The organism is Candidatus Zixiibacteriota bacterium, from assembly GCA_029860345.1.
GTDB lineage: Bacteria > Zixibacteria > MSB-5A5 > GN15 > FEB-12 > JAJRTA01.
Genome location: JAOUBJ010000028.1, coordinates 1 through 18,541, shown reverse-complemented (window position 1 = coordinate 18,541; position 18,541 = coordinate 1). Strand labels below are relative to the sequence as shown.

Annotated in this window: 15 protein-coding genes and 1 tRNA gene; 13 read left to right on the top strand and 3 right to left on the bottom strand. The window is 51.2% G+C overall.

Going from position 1 to position 18,541, the window contains the following annotated elements; translation table 11 throughout:
• Both OEV49_17425 and OEV49_17420 read right to left on the bottom strand, forming a co-directional pair.
• On the bottom strand, positions 1-1,684 hold a 1,684-nt coding region (locus OEV49_17425), incomplete at its 3' end, for a hypothetical protein (protein MDH3892846.1).
• Positions 1,685-1,915: 231 nt separating this feature from the next.
• Positions 1,916-3,100 (bottom strand): IS256 family transposase, encoded by a 1,185-nt coding sequence (locus tag OEV49_17420; protein ID MDH3892845.1) that lies wholly within the window; start codon positions 3,098-3,100, stop codon positions 1,916-1,918.
• Between the two features lie 189 nt (positions 3,101-3,289).
• Between OEV49_17420 and OEV49_17415 the strand changes: the two genes are divergently transcribed.
• From OEV49_17415 to OEV49_17360, 12 genes are all read left to right on the top strand, one after another.
• Complete coding sequence (locus OEV49_17415) at positions 3,290-4,459, top strand: transposase family protein (protein MDH3892844.1); 1,170 nt, start codon at positions 3,290-3,292, stop codon at positions 4,457-4,459.
• Positions 4,460-4,683: 224 nt separating this feature from the next.
• Positions 4,684-7,695, top strand: coding sequence for a DEAD/DEAH box helicase family protein (locus OEV49_17410; GenBank protein ID MDH3892843.1), 3,012 nt, complete (start codon positions 4,684-4,686; stop codon positions 7,693-7,695).
• 16 nt (positions 7,696-7,711) lie between these two features.
• Positions 7,712-9,490: a DUF262 domain-containing protein gene (locus tag OEV49_17405; GenBank protein ID MDH3892842.1), complete on the top strand. Its 1,779-nt coding sequence runs from the start codon at positions 7,712-7,714 to the stop codon at positions 9,488-9,490.
• The gene (locus tag OEV49_17400; protein MDH3892841.1) at positions 9,490-12,141 is read left to right on the top strand and encodes a site-specific DNA-methyltransferase; all 2,652 of its coding nucleotides are present in this window, start codon (positions 9,490-9,492) and stop codon (positions 12,139-12,141) included. The genes OEV49_17405 and OEV49_17400 overlap by 1 nt, the downstream gene beginning before the upstream one ends.
• Before the next feature lie 253 nt (positions 12,142-12,394).
• Positions 12,395-12,712: a helix-turn-helix domain-containing protein gene (locus OEV49_17395; protein MDH3892840.1), complete on the top strand. Its 318-nt coding sequence runs from the start codon at positions 12,395-12,397 to the stop codon at positions 12,710-12,712.
• Positions 12,712-13,470 (top strand): ImmA/IrrE family metallo-endopeptidase, encoded by a 759-nt coding sequence (locus tag OEV49_17390; protein MDH3892839.1) that lies wholly within the window; start codon positions 12,712-12,714, stop codon positions 13,468-13,470. The genes OEV49_17395 and OEV49_17390 overlap by 1 nt, the downstream gene beginning before the upstream one ends.
• 47 nt (positions 13,471-13,517) lie before the next feature.
• A complete protein-coding gene (locus tag OEV49_17385) occupies positions 13,518-13,691 on the top strand; it encodes a hypothetical protein (GenBank protein MDH3892838.1) in 174 nt (57 codons plus the stop codon).
• Positions 13,692-13,782: 91 nt separating this feature from the next.
• Positions 13,783-14,010: a hypothetical protein gene (locus OEV49_17380; protein MDH3892837.1), complete on the top strand. Its 228-nt coding sequence runs from the start codon at positions 13,783-13,785 to the stop codon at positions 14,008-14,010.
• Positions 13,976-14,497 (top strand): helix-turn-helix domain-containing protein, encoded by a 522-nt coding sequence (locus OEV49_17375; GenBank protein ID MDH3892836.1) that lies wholly within the window; start codon positions 13,976-13,978, stop codon positions 14,495-14,497. The genes OEV49_17380 and OEV49_17375 overlap by 35 nt, the downstream gene beginning before the upstream one ends.
• Positions 14,484-15,587, top strand: a complete 1,104-nt coding sequence (locus OEV49_17370) for a site-specific integrase (GenBank protein ID MDH3892835.1) — start codon at positions 14,484-14,486, stop codon at positions 15,585-15,587. Before OEV49_17375 ends, OEV49_17370 begins: the two co-directional genes overlap by 14 nt.
• A gap of 34 nt (positions 15,588-15,621) precedes the next feature.
• On the top strand, positions 15,622-15,810 hold the full coding sequence (locus OEV49_17365; GenBank protein MDH3892834.1) for a helix-turn-helix transcriptional regulator: 189 nt from the start codon (positions 15,622-15,624) through the stop codon (positions 15,808-15,810).
• Complete coding sequence (locus OEV49_17360) at positions 15,807-17,255, top strand: recombinase family protein (protein MDH3892833.1); 1,449 nt, start codon at positions 15,807-15,809, stop codon at positions 17,253-17,255. Before OEV49_17365 ends, OEV49_17360 begins: the two co-directional genes overlap by 4 nt.
• Here the strand turns inward: OEV49_17360 and OEV49_17355 are convergent.
• A tRNA-Ser gene (locus OEV49_17355) sits at positions 17,241-17,328 on the bottom strand. The two genes, OEV49_17360 and OEV49_17355, sit on opposite strands and share 15 nt — an antisense overlap.
• Positions 17,329-17,336: 8 nt before the next feature.
• On the opposite strand from OEV49_17355, the gene OEV49_17350 reads away from it, so the two are divergent.
• Complete coding sequence (locus OEV49_17350; protein ID MDH3892832.1) at positions 17,337-18,413, top strand: site-specific DNA-methyltransferase; 1,077 nt, start codon at positions 17,337-17,339, stop codon at positions 18,411-18,413.
• Positions 18,414-18,541: the final 128 nt, after the last annotated feature.

Sequence of the window (18,541 nt, the reverse complement as noted above, 5' to 3'; positions counted from 1 at the left end):
TGCCACCATAACTGCCACCAGCATCACCAGTGCTACCGGCTACTACAGAGGTTCCAGTAGCGTCATACGCCTCACCGCGAGAACCATGCGCACTGCCCGAACCATTAGCCCCTCGAAGACCATAACCAGTCAGATATATAGTGCCGTCTATTATGAGTGAATCAGTTACGTTCACGCGTAGGCCAGGTCCATTGTTGGTTGGATAGCTGTGATGACGTAGCTGACCTCCACTAAGGACTTCTATCGTATTCACGGTGTCACTCGCACCAAACTGTCCGTCCTTGTAAATGTACACACCATTACCAACGGTAAGCCGATTGGCTGCCACATCCATACGACTTCCCAATCTGATACTAACGGAGCCAGACTTAAAGTTGGTTGTGTCAAAAGACGCTATACTGAAAGTACTGTTTCCAATAACCGTTAGAGCACCTCCAGACAATTCAAAATCTGAAGCTACTGGATAGCTAAGGCCGATATAGTCATTTACATAACCACCGGCAATTCGCAATGAGTTGGCATTGAGCACCGAACCATTGTTGAGAATCAAATACCCTGAACTTTGTACCTCGACATCAAAACCAGTGGGATTAGTAACATCCATCATCACACCTGAACTCAACGTTAATCTACCACTGCTGGCAATAAGTACCGGATCCTCCACTGTAAATGACGGAACATCTGAACTTACTAAACTGAACTCACCCCATTCCCTGACTGTAAGCTTCTTAAATGATGTCAGACCTGTCTTGAATGAAGTAGTCGGCGAGGCATTATAGCCCCCATTATTAATTACGACTTCACCATAAGTTTCGGTACTGTCCTTGAAGTAGATGGTTCCCGCTGATCCCGGTCGAGTTGCACCACCACGAACATAGATATGTGTCTGGTCAAACCCGGAGATGTCTGAGTAGTACACGGCCACTCGACCACCGCCACCAGCTGTTGGATACTGGTTCCGGCCATTTCCACCTCGAGCATAAATACTCCCCGGTCCGGTCAGTGTACCACAAGCAATGCGAACTCCGCCACCACTGCCACCACCGGCTCCTCCACCACCGGCACAGGCATCGCCCTGAGTAGTGCCATCGGCCTGGATAGTACCAACCAAAACCATTGTCCCTGCCGAAATTGTGGCCAGCCCACCACCGTTACCGCCGTTTCTACATCCTGATCCGCCACTACCAAAATGAGAGGGATTCTCGATAACACCATACGACGCATTACTGCCACCCTGAGCTATGCCACCATAACTGCCACCAGCATCACCAGTGCTACCGGCTACTACAGAGGTTCCAGTAGCGTCATACGCCTCACCGCGAGAACCATGCGCACTGCCCGAACCATTAGCCCCTCGAAGACCATAACCTGACACGTATATGTCTCCGTCAACAATTAAGGAATCGGTCACGTTGATTTGAAGACCTGAACCACTATTAGTAGGATAACTAGAATGACTGACGACCCCCCCTGAAATAATATGCATTTTCCCTAATGATGTAATTTCGCCGTTGGCAATAAGAGTGCCATCGTTGTTCACAACGATGTTGTCGTAAGTCACAGCGGTGTCAATTTGAACTGTACCAGAGACTATTAGGTCTATGGCAATGCCCTTTGAACTGATTAGCAGAATTAATGCTAATACTTGGACAGCCCTGAAGCATGCATTAGTGAGTTGTCTCATAAACAGAAAACCTCTCGTGAGTCTGCATACACGTTCAAACCTATACCCTCTATATCAGGAACTACATAGTCGAAGAAGAGTCGCGGTGGTTACAGGGTGATCAGAGTGTAAAGTCTTCCGCACTCGAATCATCCTTTTCGAGATTCTCGCAGTTCCACCGTTATTCGCCCAATATAACCTTCCGGAATATCGTGTCAAGAGCATTATATGAACCGGCCCGCAGGCATTCTGTCAAGCGTATTGTGTAAATTCTGTATTTGGCATATCCATTGGGTTGTTCAGAACATAAGTTATTACTCCGTATATAATTCTCTCGGCGCTGCCAGCGTTGTTGAACGATCGCATCGGAATGGTTCGTCGTCGGATCTCCTCGATGTATCGCTCAATCGGGTTGTTGGTCTTCAAGGACGTCCGCAACGGTTCCGGATAGCCCAAGTAGACAAAGCAGGCGTCGATACCTCGAAAGAAGTTGCGAACCGCCTTTGGTTCTTTATCACGCCACTTGGCCTTGAAGAGGTGAAGCCGCTTGCGCGCCTCGGTTTCATGAGCAGCTGCGAAGACATAGTTGGCATCGCCGATGATTTGCCTTCGGTGCCGCTTCTCAAGCAGATGATCAGCCAGGTCCACAGCCTTGTGGTAGGTACAGAGTTGATGGTCGGCACGGGGATACAAGGCGCGAATCGACTTGACCAACCCAGCTGCGCCATCGGATACGATTACTTCCATCCCGGCCAAGCCACGATGCTTCAAGTCCGAGATAAAACCATACCAGCAAGCCTCAGACTCGTTGGTCGCCAGATGAAAGCCTAAAAGTTCCTTACTCCCATCAGGTTTCATACCCAGAGCCACCAGCAATACCTTCTTCATCTTGACCGGACTACGCAAAGTCACCCATAAACCGTCCAGGTACACCACCTGGTAATCGCGCTCGAAACGCCTGAGATGAAAGGCCGAAACCTCCTCGTCAAGCTCATGAACAACATTCGAAACCGCTTGCGGACTGATTTCGGCGCCAAACAAACTCTTGATCAAACGGCGCACCTTGCGGGTAGCATGACCTAACAAAAACGCCTCCAAAAGAACTCGATCCACGGCCCGCTGGCGACGTCGATAACGTTCGAACACCTGTGAATCATAACTACCCTCTCGCAATCGAGGGACCTTCAAACCATCGATCCAGCCGTAAGTCGTCAACAGGTTACGAGCGTAAACACCGTTGCGATAACCACAGCGACCATCACTCCGTTCATAACGACGGCAACCGACACGAGCCGTCACCTCAGCATCCATCGCTCGTTCCAAACGACGTTTGACAAAACGCTTAACCTCATCGTGAAGCGGGTAGTAAACACTGTTGACACCCAACCAACGATTTCGTAGGTTCTTCTCTGAGAAATCCATTTCTCGCATGGGCATATCCTCCTTGGAAAGCTGTTAAGTGGATATGCCCTATTTCTTTGTCAAAAATCCAACAATTTACACAGAAGAATTTACGCTAACCCCGCAGCGAATTGCCTCACAATTAATGTTACCGAAGTGCCGGGAATTGTCAGGGTCGAATGATACGTTGACTCATAATTGATGTTACCGAAAGGAGACGCAATTGTGGGTGGAGATTCCAAGCAAGATTACCTGGACGCGATACTACCACGCTATATGACGGCCTCGAAAAGAGAAAAGGGGATTATCCTCAGGGAGTTCTGTGCTGTCTGTGAGTATCATCGCAAACACGCTATTCGGCTTCTGAATCAACGCAAAAGGGGTCCGACAAAACGACCGGGCCGAAAAGCTCTCTACCACTCACCTGAGTTTCTGAGAGCTCTCAAACGAATCTGGCTAGCCACTGATCAGATGTGCTCAAAAAAGCTGGTGGCGGCAATACCACTCTGGCTGCCGTTTTACGAACGCACCTATGGAAAACTGTCGAACAAAACGACAAGACAACTCTTATCAGTCAGTGCCGCCACTATTGACCGACTGCTGGCTAAGACACGAACCAAGATTCGCCCCAGAGGTTGGTGTGCCACCAAACCGGGAAGCCTGCTTAGAAACCAGATCCCCATCCGCACTCACAATTGGGATATATCACAGCCCGGTTTCATGGAGGCTGACACCGTTGCTCACTGTGGTAACTCCCTGGCCGGCGATTTCATCTGGAGTCTCACCCTGACCGATATCCACACCGGTTGGACCGAAGCCAGAGCTACCCGGAACAACGGAGCCTCAGGCGTCATCGAACAAATCAAAAACATCCAGAGCAACCTACCATTTGAACTAAAAGGCTTCGATTGCGACAACGGCGGTGAGTTCCTCAACCACCATCTGCTCAGATACTTCACCGACCACAAACCACGAATCAAGTTCACTCGGTCGCGACCATACAAGAAGAACGACAACGCCCATGTCGAACAGAAAAATTGGTCCTTCGTCAGACAATTACTCGGATACGACCGACTCAACAACCCCAAACTGGTCGAACTCATCAATAACCTCTACACCGAACAATGGAGCCTCCTGCAAAACCACTTCTGCCCAACGCTCAAACTCCTTCAAAAGACACGGATCAACAGCAGATACTACAAAAAGTACGGTACGCCCAAAACACCATTCCAAAGACTGATGGAATCAGGCCACATCTCCAAAGGAGAAAAAGACAATCTGAAAAAAACGCACCGATCACTTGACCCCTTCCTTCTCAAACGACAAATTGACAGACAACTGAAGGCTATCTTCAGAATGGTCATAGTAACCTCTAATGTGAGGCAACGTATCTGACCACCAAAATGCCTTCGGTAACATCCTGCAATGAGGCAACGCGGTTGGTAACCGGTTCAGGACTGTCGGATCATCCCACATGACTCCTTTTGAAGCGACAGTTAGGCAGTTTACCTTGACTCTGTGTGTGGGCTGCTGCTATATTGATCGCGTCACTTATGCCGAGACAGAGCGGATGGCTGGTTTGCCGCTGCCAAAGGGATGTTTGCAAGTGAGAGGCTACCTTGCGCCAAGTTGTAATTGAAAACCCCATCCTTAACTCCCCTTATGTCGAACCGACGCGGCATTTCAAATTCACCGATGAGGGTATCACCAACGACATTGTCGAAGGTCGGCGGATCAGTTCGTACTTCGTGCCGATTGCCCGACCAAAGAAAAAGGGCAAACAGCTCCAGTTCGATACTGAGTGGACGCAAGATCGCATCGAAGAGAATAAGCACGTCAACCGAATCCGACAGCGCGTCTATCAGTGGAGGCAAGGCGGTTATCTTGGTGTCACATCCACTACCGGCAAACTCCTGCAATACTGGACCGATCCCGACCGTGAGAAAAAGCTCTTCTTCTGCCAGAATGAAGCCCTCGAAACGCTAATCTACATCACGGAAGTCGCGCACAAGTACGGCGACGCCTGGATTGAGAATCAACTCATTGAAGCCAACAATATGTCCAATCCCGGTCTCCCTCGCATGGCGTTCAAGATGGCTACCGGGTCGGGGAAAACCGTTGTCATGGCGATGATGATTGCATGGCACACCCTGAACAAGCAGGCCAATCCTCAAGACGCACGATTCTCCGACACTTTTCTGTTGGTGACCCCCGGCATCACCATCCGGGATCGGCTGCGAGTGCTTCTGCCGAACGACCCAAACAACTACTATCGTCAGCGCGATGTGCTTCCGAGCCACCTGTTGGAGAAGCTCTCACAAGCGAAGATCGTCATCACCAATTTCCACGCCTTCAAGCAGCGAGAGAAAACCAAAGCTACGAAGCTCACTAAGGCGCTTCTCAACAAGGGCAATGCGAGCGCGTTCACCGAGACGCCTGACCAGATGGTCCGTCGAGTCTGCCGGGAACTCGGCAACAAGAAGAACATCGTGGTGCTAAACGATGAGGCTCACCACTGCTACCGGCGCAAGCCGGACGGTGACGATGTGAAGCTCACAGGAGATGATCGCAAGGAAGCTGAGAAGCGAGAAGAGGAAGCCCGCATCTGGATCTCCGGTCTTGAGGCGGTCAAGAAGAAGATCGGTGTCAAGACCATCTATGACTTGTCCGCAACACCCTTCTTCTTAAGAGGATCGGGCTACTCAGAAGGTACTTTATTCCCGTGGGTGGTGTCGGATTTCTCTCTCATAGATGCTATCGAATGCGGCATTGTCAAGGTGCCACGAGTCCCGGTCGCCGACGATTCTGTCTCCGGAGATCAACCGACCTACCGCGACCTTTGGATACGCATACGCGATGACCTGCCCAAGAAAGGCCGAAAGACTCAAGCGCTGACCGGCCCTCCGAATCTCCCCGCTGAGTTGCAGGGCGCACTGCACAGCCTATATAGCAACTATGAGAAATACTACCGCCTCTGGGAAAAGAACGAAGACGCCCAGACAAAAGGTCAGACTCCTCCGGTGTTCATCGTCGTCTGCAATAATACAAACGTCTCAAAGCTCGTCATCGACTATGTGGCCGGATGGGAAAAGCAGCTTTCGGACACAGAATCGGTAGTGGTGCCGGGGCAGCTTCCGATATTCTCCAACGAGTTGAACGGGAACTGGAACCCTCGTCCCAACAGTATCCTGGTGGATAGCACAGAACTCGAATCCGGGGATTCGATGAGCAAGGGATTCAAAGAGATTGCGGCTCGTGAGATTGAAGAGTTCAAAGCGGAGTACCGGGCACGTTTCCCCGGTCGCGGTACTGAGAAGCTGACCGACGAAGACCTCCTCCGCGAAGTAATGAACACTGTTGGCAAGCCAGGGAAGTTGGGCGAGAATGTCAAATGCGTAGTAAGCGTCTCCATGCTCACGGAGGGCTGGGACGCCAACACTGTGACGCACGTTCTCGGGATCAGAGCGTTCGGCACCCAGCTTCTGTGCGAGCAGGTAGTCGGCAGGGCACTCCGACGAATGAGCTACGCTGCCAACGAGCAAGGTCACTTCGAGCCGGAGTATGCCGAGGTCTACGGTGTCCCGTTCTCGTTCATTCCCTGTTCCGGTTCTACTAAGGAAGTGACGCCGGGTGCGATTCCGACGAGAGTCAGGGCGCTTGAAGATCGCGCCGCCTGTGAGATCACATTCCCCCGCGTTCTCGGCTATCGATACGAGCTACCGAGCGAGCGGCTCACAGCCACATTCACGGACGAATCCCGACTGGAGCTTTCCACCCAGGCGATTCCGACAAAGACCGAGAATGCACCTATCGTTGGAGAGAGCAGTGTCCACCACCTGGACGATCTCAAGAAAAGGCGTGAGAACGAAGTGGCCTTTCTCTTGGCGAAACTCACACTCGAAAAATACTTCCGGCAGGACGGCGAAAAGAGAGAGGATCGCTCGAATGAACATCAATTCGACGGTGAAGTACAGTCCTGGCTGTTCCCGCAGATGCTATCCATTGTCAAAGACTGGATGGCCGAGTGCGTCACTTGCAAAGATAACACCTTCATTCAACTTCTTCTGCTGATTGAATTCGCCCATGACGCCGCCGACCGAATCTACCGGGCTATAGCGGCCTCGCCAGATGGTGAGGCCCCTCTCAAACCGATTATGAGACCCTACGACACTGTCGGCTCTACGAAGCACGTGGACTTCGACACCACGCGGCCCGTGTACCGTGCCGACCCGGACAAATGCCATGTCTCCCATGTTGTGGCGGATACTGAGTCCTGGGAACAGAAATTGGCGCAGACTCTGGAAGATATGAAAGAGGTCAGGACCTACGTCAAGAACCACAATCTTGGCTTCACGATTCCCTACACCCTAAACGGCGAAGAAAAGCAGTACGTGCCTGATTTCCTGATTCGAGTGGACGACGGCAACGGAGATGAGAACTTGCTCAACCTGATTGTCGAGGTCACTGGGGAAAAGAGAAAAGAGAAGATCGCCAAAGTCTCGACAGCCAAGACGCTTTGGATACCAGCCGTGAATAACCAGGGTAGCTTCGGACGCTGGGCATTTCTGGAAATAACCGACCCGTGGAATGCGCAGAACAGTATCCGAGAGTCCATTTCGGGGAAAGCCTAAAGATAGGGGAGATTTCATGCCATACACATCGGACAAAATCGCTACAGTGGTTCAGAACAGATTGAATACACAGTATTTCCTTCCTGCTATTCAACGTGAGTTTGTCTGGAGTCCCGACCGGATCATGAAGCTGTTCGACTCAATAATGCGCGGCTATCCTATTAGTTCCTTCTTGTTTTGGGAACTTCAGGACGCTAACCGCGACAATTGGGATATCTACAGATTCATACAGAACTTCAAACAGAATGGGACTCACAACGAACAGGTTCCCACCGATGGTATACCACAACTCACGTTGGTCCTGGATGGACAGCAGCGCCTCACCTCACTCTTGATAGGTCTGAAGGGGACCTATACTGTCAAGAAGAAGCACAAGCGAAAGGACAGTCCTGACGCCTGGATGAAGCAGAGTTTGTACCTAGACTTAATCAAGGACCCACGAGCAAGCGAGGAGGACGCGGAAACCGGCCTTCACTACGGGTTCAAGTTTTTTGAGAACCCTCCAGACAATGGTGCGGACCATCATTGGTTCAAAGTCGGCCGCATCCTCGATTTTGACAGCGAAGACAGATTCTATGAGTTTAGGAATGAGTTGCGAGACAGTCTCTCTGATGACACCACCAAGGGTCAAATGTCTGTATTCGAGCGCTGTCTGGAGCGCCTCTACAGGGCGGTATGGAAAGACGATGCCATATCTTTCTATACCGAATCGGACCAGGATTACGACCGGGTGCTTGACATATTTGTTCGTGCCAACGAGGGCGGAATCAAGCTGAGCAAGTCCGACCTCTTGCTCTCAATGGTAACATTCAACTGGGGAGGCGTAAACGCTCGTGAAGAGATACATGGATTCGTCGACCGCCTAAACAAGGGTCTGGACAAGAAGAACGACTTCGACAAGGACTTCATAATGAAGACCTGCCTGGTCCTGAGCGACCTGCCGGTGCAGTACAAAGTTGACAACTTCACGCCAAAGAACCTGTCGCTCATCCGCGACAATTGGGATGGCATTAAGTCGGCTATAGAACGTGCGGTGAGACTGATCAACACTTTCGGAGTGTACGAGAGCACCCTAACCAGTGCCAATGCTCTTATACCAATCGCTTACTATTTCTATGGTCGTCCGAATGTCAGCTTGATGGAATCAGCAGCTACGGATGTGCAGAATCGGTCAAGGATACAGCAGTACCTCCTGATGTCGCTGCTCAACGGTGTGTTCGGCGGCACTTCTGATAATCTCCTTAGGGATCTCCGTGAGGTTCTTGGAAAACACGACGGCAAGAACGACTTCCCCTTCGAAGATATCAGCGCAGTGATCTCCAAGTCAGGTCGTAACTCCCGGTTTGATGAAGAATCCCTGGCACGGTTCCTGTCTATCAAATACGGACTCCGCACGTCATTTCTGGCATTGTCACTTCTGTACGATAATACAAGTTGGGGCTCGATGACTTTTCACAAGGATCACATCTTTCCCAAGTCATGGTTTACTACAAAGCAGATGACAGCCAAAGGCATTGATAATGCTGCACACAAAGGCTACCTTGAATTGAGGGACAAAATAGGCAACCTACAACTCTTGATAGACACCGAAAACATCGCCAAAAAAGACAAGGACTTTGCTACCTGGATTAAGTCAAGAGATGTCTCATTCAAGAGACGCCATCTCATACCGGTAGACGAGTCGCTCTACAGTTTTGAGAGATTCCCAGAGTTCGTAGAGGAGCGCGAGAAGCTGATCAAGGCGCGACTCGAATCACTCTTTCCGGCTCCAAGGAAGGCCCAGGAGGTTTCATAGTGGCCAAGAAGAAGACCACTAAGAAGAAGATCGAGTCCATCCGTCACAAGGACAAGCGGACGAATATACCGACCGAAGAGTTGCGCGACTTCGTAGCCGAAGACGAGAAAGCCCCTGAGACCGTTCTCTATCCGCGCGACTCATCGCTGGACCCGCAGCTTGTCTGGAAAGGCAAGGACGAGCAGGACCGTGAGGACTTGGCCGTGCCTGCCGTGCCGGTGTATATTCAGGAGAAAATTCACCCGCAAGCGATCATGGAAGATATCAAGTCGCGTAGCGGTACAAACGATGACGACCAACTCGGCTTCTGGGGTGACTTCAACGGTATCGACGCCTTTGACAGGAAGGTCGATTTCTACAATCATGGTTTCAACTGGTCAAACCGCATGATCCTCGGTGACTCACTGCTTGTCATGACCAGCCTGGCTGAGAAAGAGGGACTGAAGGGGAAGGTCCAGACCATCTACATCGACCCGCCTTATGGCATCAAGTTTGGCTCCAACTGGCAGGTATCGACGCGCAAGCGCGACGTGAAAGATGGCAAAGCAGCGGACACCACGCGCCAACCGGAGCAGGTTCATGCCTACAGAGATACCTGGAAACTCGGCATCCATTCCTACCTCGCTTATCTGCGCGACCGACTGGTAGTCTCTCGTGAACTTCTGACCGAGACGGGTAGCATCTTCGTGCAGATCGGTGATGAGAACGTGCATTTGGTGCGGTCCGTTATGGATGAGGTATTTGGGGCAGAGAATTTTGTGGCTCTGATATTCGTTGCGAAAACCAGCGGGTTTGGCGATACGACTTCGCTCGCCTCTGTCGGTGACTATTTGATATGGTACGCCAAATCACGAGAAGTTCACAAGTACCGGCAGTTGTTCATTGAGAAGACAAGTGGTTCTCATTTCGCAAGGGAATACCGGACTCTTGAGAGCCCTGATGGTCTATCGCATCGAACCCTAACCAGGCAGGAGATTGAAGACCCAAGACTCATTCCGCCAAACTGGAGACGTTTTCGACCAAGTGCAACAACCAGTCAAGGTGCTACGCCATCCGGTGGGTTCGATTTTGATTACGACGGGGTAACATTCCATATACCATCTGGTCAGCACTGGAAGACGACCCAGGAAGGTATGTTTCGCCTCGGTGCAGCAGCCAGGCTTATGAAGCGAGACAAGTCCATATCGTACATCCGTTATTTTGATGACTTCCCCGTCGTTCCTCGCAATAACAACTGGATTGACGTTCGGTGGGGCTTTGATGCTGCGGATAAACGCTATGTGGTTGAGACTAACCCTGGCATCGTCGCGCGCTGCCTTCTTATGACCAGTGACCCTGGCGACCTCGTGCTTGATCCGACCTGCGGCAGTGGCACCACCGCCTTTGTCGCCGAACAGTGGGGAAGGCGCTGGATCACCTGCGACACCAGCCGAGTCGCTTTGGCATTGGCGCGCACACGTTTGATGGCGGCCAAGTATCCCTATTATCTTTTGGCCGACACGCCCGAAGGGATCAAGAAAGAAGCGGAGTTGACCGGCCAGATGCCGCCTGAGTACAAAACCGAGAGTGACATCAAGAGAGGGTTTGTGTACAAGCGAGTGCCGCACGTGACTCTGAAGTCAATCGCCAACAACACGGATATCAAAGAGGGAATGACGCGCGAAGAGATCGACAAAGCTATCGCGCGCCACGCCGACAGCGAAACGCTTTACGACCAGCCATACGAGGACAACAAGAGAGTGCGGGTGGCCGGTCAGTTCACGGTCGAGAGCCTGTCGCCGCATCGCGTGTTGTCAACCGCCGATGACGACATGGACGGCACGGTGACGGAGCAGGAGGCGCGCAAGCATCAGGACTTCGCCAGTATCATCATCGAGAATCTGAAGAAGGCCGGAGTCCAGAATACGATCAAGAATGAACGGATGAAGTTTGACTATCTCGATACCTATGCCGGGACCTGGATTCACTCAACGGGCGAGTACACGGACTCGGACGGCAAGGTTATGCGGGTTGCGGTTTCAATCGGCCCGGAGCATGGCACGGTGGGACCGATGCAGGTCAAGGAAGCTGCGAAAGAAGCTGTGCAGGGTGTGGGATACGATATTCTGATCGTGTGCGGCTTTGCTTTTGATCCACACGTGGCCGAGGAGACCAAACGGTACGGAAAACTCACAGTCCTGCCTGCGCGCATGAACCCCGATCTGGCAATGGGAGACGAACTGCTCAAGAAGACGGGAGCGGGCAATCTGTTCATGGTATTCGGTGAACCGGACGTTCAGCCGGTGGACCCCAAGAGTGGCAAGATCAAGCCGGGTGCGGACGGCAAAGTCCAGATCGAGATCAAGGGTGTGGATGTTTACGACCCGACCACCGGACAGATTCGCAACTCGACCACCGACGATATCGCCTGCTGGTTTATCGACACCGACTACAACGGCGAGAGCTTCTTTGTCCGCCATGCCTATTTCACCGGTGGTGACGAACCATACCAGAAACTGAAACGTGCCTTGAAAGCTGAGATTGACGAAGACGCCTGGCAGTCGCTGTACAGCACGCAAAGCCGCCCCTTCGATCCGCCGCAGACCGGCAAAATCGCCGTGAAAGTCATCAACCATTACGGCGACGAAGTGCTGAAAGTGTTTGACGTGTAGCTCTCCTATTGGAGATCGGCGATAACTCTCTTATCCTCGTGGGCTGCCAATTGGACCGTCTGAGTTGTCCCAAAATCATAAACCACCACCAACTTTTTCACAAAGTCACAGGAGTTCAAGCCGTAAGCGGCTAATTAGTATTGGTTTACGGAAACATAAAAATAAACAAGAAAACTATTGACTTGATTTAGTTATTTTACTTAATTTCATTCCGGATGATATAGGAGCTTGGTGATTCGAAACGGAGGAGCCGATGAGACAGGAGACATTTGGAAAGATCGTCAAGGCCGAAAGGGTCAATAGAGGCTGGACGGTCAAACAGTTCACAGGAAAACTGGAGCCTGCACTTGGGAAAAAACTTTCACCGGCGTACATCACGAGAATCGAACAGTACGACGAGATTCCCAGCCCGGATCTCCTCTGCCTGATCGCCGATGTCCTTAAACTGGATATTGAGAAGCTAATGGTGTTGGCTCGGGCAACGAAGGTTCGGCGGTTCGACAAGAGCCTTGAGGAGAAATACCGAGAGGCGGTCGGTCTCCACCGAGTACAGAAGAAGTCTGAGGGATAATGGCCAAGCAAGCATCAATGCCCAGCCGATGTGTTTCGAGGGAGGATATCAAAGTGTTTACGAAGGCATTGGTGAAGGAGCACATTGATGCAATGGGATGGACGAAGCCCGAACAGGCGATACTAAACCTCCGTGAAATCTACGAGACGGTGCTTTATCCAAAGTATGAATATGACCTGATCACCGACATGGACCTGGGTTTTGTCGACAATGTGAAGGTGTTGGGTAAAGTGATAATGGAGGACAAGGTCGTTTTGGTTGACCGCTCGATTGCCCCGCCGAACCGTCATCCGCAATTCATCTTTACAATGGGACACGAGTTCGGTCACAGCGTCCTGCACCCGGGTGAGAGGGAGACCTTCAGATGCACTCAACCAATGATCATGCAGGGTCAGAACAACTTTTTGGAGTTTCAGGCCAACGCCTTTTCCGAAAACCTCCTGATGCCGGACTACCTCGTGCAATATAGGTTCTTGTATTGCTACCGACCTACTCGACCGTTCGTTTACATCGGTAGTCGAGACTATTGGTTTGAAGCTGAGGGTGTCAGTCGCAGGTATTCGATCACTTCGTACACCGATTTCTGCACGAGGCTTGGATCTGCGCTTTGCAAGTATTTCTGTAATACTTCGAAGACAAGTATGGGGTTGAAAATGCATCGCCTTGGTTTAGTCAAGAATCGAACAGCGGAAGAGTGGGGGCAACAGGGCATGCGGTTTGGTAACGTCATGAGTAAAGCGTTTGCAGGAGTGCGATAAGTTTTTTTTGAATGACAGATTAACTATATTTAGTAAATCATGTGAGTATGGAAACTGAGAACAACAAGAGTAAGAGAGCTTTGCTTCTGAGAACCGCCAACGAGACGCTCAACGACGTTCTCAAACGGGGATTCTTTGGGATGGTCTGTTTCTCCATCTCGATCCAAGATGGTGACATCCAGGAAGTAGAAGCTCAGGTGACAAAAAAGAAGATTTGTTGACAGCCGGTATCTGAAGAGCCGAGCAATCGGTATCGAGATGGGCCTGCTTGTAGTGATCCTACAGGCAGGCTTTTCTCATGGATGAGACAAAATGGCAAGTAGAGCGACAATCTCTCGATCAATCGGTGCGACGGAAGGTCAGAACTTGATCGAAACACCCGGTGATCCAGATCACACTCAGGAGACCGTGGAATTCCTGGGCCGCGAGCTCTCTGTACGTCAGTATCGAGAAGCCTGCAACAATCTCAGGGATTTCTTTGCCATCCTTCGGACTTGGGCGAAAGATGAAAAAAAAGACGAAGAAGAAGCGCAATCATAACATCCGGCTGATTCGGAAGCGTCGCTCATACACGATGAGTGAACTGGCGGAGTTGCTGCATGTTCATGTTCGCACGGTGCAGTCCTGGCACAAACAGGGAATGACACCTATCGACCCGGATGACAGGCCGTTGCTGTTCATCGGCGCTGAGGTGCAACGCTTTCTTTCACAGCGGCAGCAGGCAAGGAAATGCCCGCTCAAGGAGGATGAGTTTCGCTGTCCGAGATGCCGAGCGGCCCGGACATCTCGCCCGAACGATCTTCACATTGTGGACACCGGCAGGAGGATGGGTAAGGTTGACGTTTCGGTTATGATCAAGGGAGTCTGTACAGAATGCGAGTGTCAGATGACCCGGTTTTCTACCCGCCGGAAGGTCGCTGAGTCGGTTTGGGTGCGGAAGCTGAAGCAAGGTCAATCAAGATTAAGTAGAGACCGCAAGGCTACCGTAAACACTGACTTGGAAGGAGAAGATTGTGGCACGGATTAGCAGCAAGAATGAAAAGATCAAGCGGAGGTATCTGAGGCGGCTGCGAGAGGCAGAAGGGCTGGCCGAATCGACAGTCCTTTGTGTTGAGAAGGCTGTCTACTTGTATGAGGATTTCGTTCGCCACGAAGACTATGCGCTGTTCAATCAGAACAAGGCTATCAACCTGAAAAAGTGGCTCCTGAAGCGGACGCACAAGGGCCAGACAATCTCGATTTCGACCGTACATGGTTATTTGCGTCACCTCAAAAGGTTCTTCACATGGCTCTCAGATCAGCCAGGTTACAAGTCCAGGATCAATGCAGATAGTGTGTCGTATTTGTCGCTCGACAAGAAGCAAGTGCGGGAAGCAACAGCAAGGAGGCTGGTAGATTTCCCACCCTTGGGCTATGTTGAGAAGTTGGCTGACTCGATTGTGATAAAAACGGAGATCGACCGCAGGGATCAAGCCCTAATAGCATTCTCGTTTCTGAGTGGGATGCGAGACAAAGCTATTGCCACTCTCCCGTTTGGTTGCTTTGATCGTGAGACACTCAGAGTTGACCAAGACCCGGCCAAAGGTGTCCAAACCAAGTTTGGGAAGTCGTTCGTATCTGTACTCTTTCCGTTCAGCGATAAACTCAGGGAGTACGTTGTCGGCTGGGCAGAGTACCTTGAAAAACATAAGCACTTCGCCCCAACCGATCCGTTGTTTCCCAAATCAAAAGTGGAACAAGAGAGCGGCGGTCTGACGTTCGTGGCCAATGAAGTTGACCGCAACTTCTGGAAGGGGACTGGATCGATCAGGAGTATCTTCCAGAAACGATCCGAGATGGCGGGCTTGGCTTACTACCATCCTCATACTTTCCGTCATGCGGCGATTTATCTGGCTCGGAAACTGTGCCGAAACGCCGAGGAAATCAAGGCTGTAAGCCAGAATGTCGGTCATGAAGATGTCGGCACCACCATGATGACCTACGGGACCCTCGACCAGCATCGGGTGTCGGAGGTAATCCGATCTATGAGCTTTGAGGAAGTCACACATGACGGTATGTCGTCCGAAGAACTCCAAGTTCTGGAAAAAGTAGTCAAACGCCATCGAAAAATGACTTGACAACATATATAATGTTATATATTCTACTATTGTGATGAAAGGCTTGATTGGAAGACTGGAAGAATACCGGTTGGAGAACCGCATCAGCCAAATGGAATTGGCAGAGATGTTGCAGGTTACCCACGCCACGGTTAGCCGATGGCTAAACGGTCACACCGAACCCAGCAAGATTCAGGTGTACCACATCGAAAAACTCCTCTCTGTAAAGGGGAAGCGAAAATGAAGTGCGTACTGTATGCCAGGGTGTCCTCCAAGGAGCAGGAGAAGGAAGGGTTCTCGATCCCTGCACAGCAGAAGCTGCTTCGTGAGTACGCTGCTAAGCACAGGCTGAAAGTTGTTAGTGAGTTCACCGATGTCGAAACGGCTAAAGCCGCAGGGCGCACACAATTCAGCGCGATGGTACAATTTCTCAAGGACAACGCCGAGACCCGGATCGTGCTTGTTGAAAAGACGGATCGACTGTATCGTAACTTCCGCGACTACGTGTTGCTGGGAGACCTAGACCTGGAGATTCATCTCGTGAAGGAAGGCGAGGTGATCAGCAAGGACAGTAAGTCACATGCCAAATTCATTCACGGCATCAAGGTCCTCATGGCCAAGAACTACATTGACAATCTGTCCGAAGAAGTCAAGAAGGGACTCTTCGAGAAAGCCGAGGCTGGTGAATGGCCGCATCGTGCCCCATTGGGATACACGAACGACCGCGAATCTCGGCAGTTGGTCGTTGATGAAGATCGGGCATCTACAATCAGACAGCTTTTTGAAGCGTATGCTACAGGAAGGCACTCTATCAGCTCGCTTCGAAGTCTTGCCAGAGACTTGGGATTGACGTATCGCGGGTCCAACAAGCCTGTCAGTAGAAGCTGGATTGAAAAGATGCTGCAGAACCCGATCTACACCGGTGTCTTCAGATGGAAGGGCAAAGTGTACCAGGGAACCCATGCGCCCATCCTTTCACAAGACGTATTCGAACAAGTGCAGTCTGTTGTGTCGGACGTAAGCAAACCCAAGTGTAATGATAAGAAGTTTGCGTTTCGCGGACTCCTACGATGCGGCTATTGTGGCTGTTCCATTACTGCTGAAATCAAAAAAGGTAAGTACGTTTATTACCGATGCACGAACGGTCGCGGAAAATGTGAGCAGGCTTACGTTCCCGAGAAACGCCTGTCGGTAATGCTGGGCCAACTGGTCGAGGCCATCACAATTGATAAAGCGTTGGCTGACGAGATACAGCTTGCGCTCACAGATAGCTTTGATGATGAGAAGAAGTTCCGGGCGAAGGAGACAAGCAAACTTAGACGCGAATGCGACAAGGTGCAAGCCCGGATCGAACAATGCTACCAAGACAAGTTGGATGGGACCATAGATGTTTGCTTCTGGCAGAGTACACATGACCGCTTGATTGATCAGCAGAATCGGGTCGCCCGGAGGTTGGCGAAACTGGAGGACTCCAACAGAAGCTACTACCAAGAAGGTGTCAGTATCTTAGAACTCGCCCAATCGGCGTATTCCCTATACAAACAGCGTGAACCAGTGGAACAGGCAAACCTCCTGCGTACGTTACTTTCGAACTGTGAAATCAAGGGGCTAACTCTTTACCCCACATACCGAAAGCCCTTCAATTACTTCGTAGATACACCCCGAAATGAAATATGGCGGAGGAGGTAGGATTCGAACCCACGGTACCTTGCGGCACAACGGTTTTCAAGACCGCCGCTTTCGACCACTCAGCCACTCCTCCGTCGCCCTATGGTCAGAAAAACCGCCCGAATTGTCAAGGCAATTGCGCCCGGCCAATCCGCCTGCTCTGATCCGGTCAGACATGTTTTTGTTGAGGCGGCTGGCCGCTTTTACATACATCCGAATATGGCAGCTACGCGATTTACAAAGCTCGATCTGACCAATCCCCAATTGCGTGAAAAACTCCTGCCACACTGCCGACTCAAGTTGGGCGAGATATGGTCTGATCCCAATGGTCGCCACGCCGTCGGTTGTGGAGATGCTACGGACAGAGTGTTTGTGCGTACTATAATGCAAAAGCGGCTTGCCGCCTTGCTGGCGCAGGATCCACCGTATAATGTAGCCATGTTCAAACGCCGCACGGTCGCCGAGTATATCGAGTGGTGCCGCCAATGGGTCGATACATCGACCGATGTTATGTCCGACGATGCCACCATGTACATCTGGATGGGTGCCGATCAGAAAAATCACTTTCAGCCGTTACCTGAGTTCATGCTTATGATGGCCAAGACCGATTTCGAATCGAAATCGTTGGTCACCCTGCGCAATCAGCGCGGGTATGGCACCCAAAAAAACTGGATGGCCGTCAGGCAGGAGTTGTTGAGCTACACCCGGGGCAAGCCTGGGTTCAACGTTCAATACACCGACATCCCCAAAATCCTGCGCGGATACTACAAAGAAGTCGATGGTGTCGTCACAGAGAACATAGAACGCGGCAGGTCCGACTGTATCCGACCCGGCAATGTCTGGGTCGATGTGCAGCAGGTGTTCTATCGTATGGAGGAGAACGTCAGTGGATGCGCTGCACAGAAACCGCTGAAAGCTATCGAACGAATCGTGCTGGCGTCGTCGGGCGAGGGTGACGTTGTAGCCGATTTCTTCGCACATGCCGGGACAACGCTGTTGGCCTGCGAACGACTGGGACGAAGATGCGTGACACTCGATATCGATCCCATCTACGCGGAGATAGCTATCCGCCGTATGGAACACTTTCGCAAAACGGGCAAGAGCGGCTGGCAGATGGGCCATCCCTTTGAGAAGGAGCTGCACAAAACCGATGACGCAATGTCACTCAGCTCTCTTTGAGGGTAGTGCAAGGATTATTGTGTAAATTGAGAATTGGGGTTTGGTTTTAGTTTCTGGTTGAGTTCCTTGACCTGAGTAAAGATTATTCTTTCACAGCTTTGTTCATCTCGAAAAGAATCAATTAGTCT

Excerpts from the sequence above, each read along its gene's own strand:
- OEV49_17420 (MDH3892845.1), bottom strand. The coding sequence starts at position 3,100 with ATGCCCATGCGAGAAATGGATTTCTCAGAGAAGAACCTACGAAATCGT.
- OEV49_17405 (MDH3892842.1), top strand. The coding sequence starts at position 7,712 with ATGCCATACACATCGGACAAAATCGCTACAGTGGTTCAGAACAGATTG.
- OEV49_17395 (MDH3892840.1), top strand. The coding sequence starts at position 12,395 with ATGAGACAGGAGACATTTGGAAAGATCGTCAAGGCCGAAAGGGTCAAT.
- OEV49_17390 (MDH3892839.1), top strand. The coding sequence starts at position 12,712 with ATGGCCAAGCAAGCATCAATGCCCAGCCGATGTGTTTCGAGGGAGGAT.
- OEV49_17385 (MDH3892838.1), top strand. The coding sequence starts at position 13,518 with ATGGAAACTGAGAACAACAAGAGTAAGAGAGCTTTGCTTCTGAGAACC.
- OEV49_17380 (MDH3892837.1), top strand. The coding sequence starts at position 13,783 with ATGGCAAGTAGAGCGACAATCTCTCGATCAATCGGTGCGACGGAAGGT.
- OEV49_17375 (MDH3892836.1), top strand. The coding sequence starts at position 13,976 with ATGAAAAAAAAGACGAAGAAGAAGCGCAATCATAACATCCGGCTGATT.
- OEV49_17365 (MDH3892834.1), top strand. The coding sequence starts at position 15,622 with ATGAAAGGCTTGATTGGAAGACTGGAAGAATACCGGTTGGAGAACCGC.
- OEV49_17360 (MDH3892833.1), top strand. The coding sequence starts at position 15,807 with ATGAAGTGCGTACTGTATGCCAGGGTGTCCTCCAAGGAGCAGGAGAAG.
- OEV49_17350 (MDH3892832.1), top strand. The coding sequence starts at position 17,337 with ATGGTCAGAAAAACCGCCCGAATTGTCAAGGCAATTGCGCCCGGCCAA.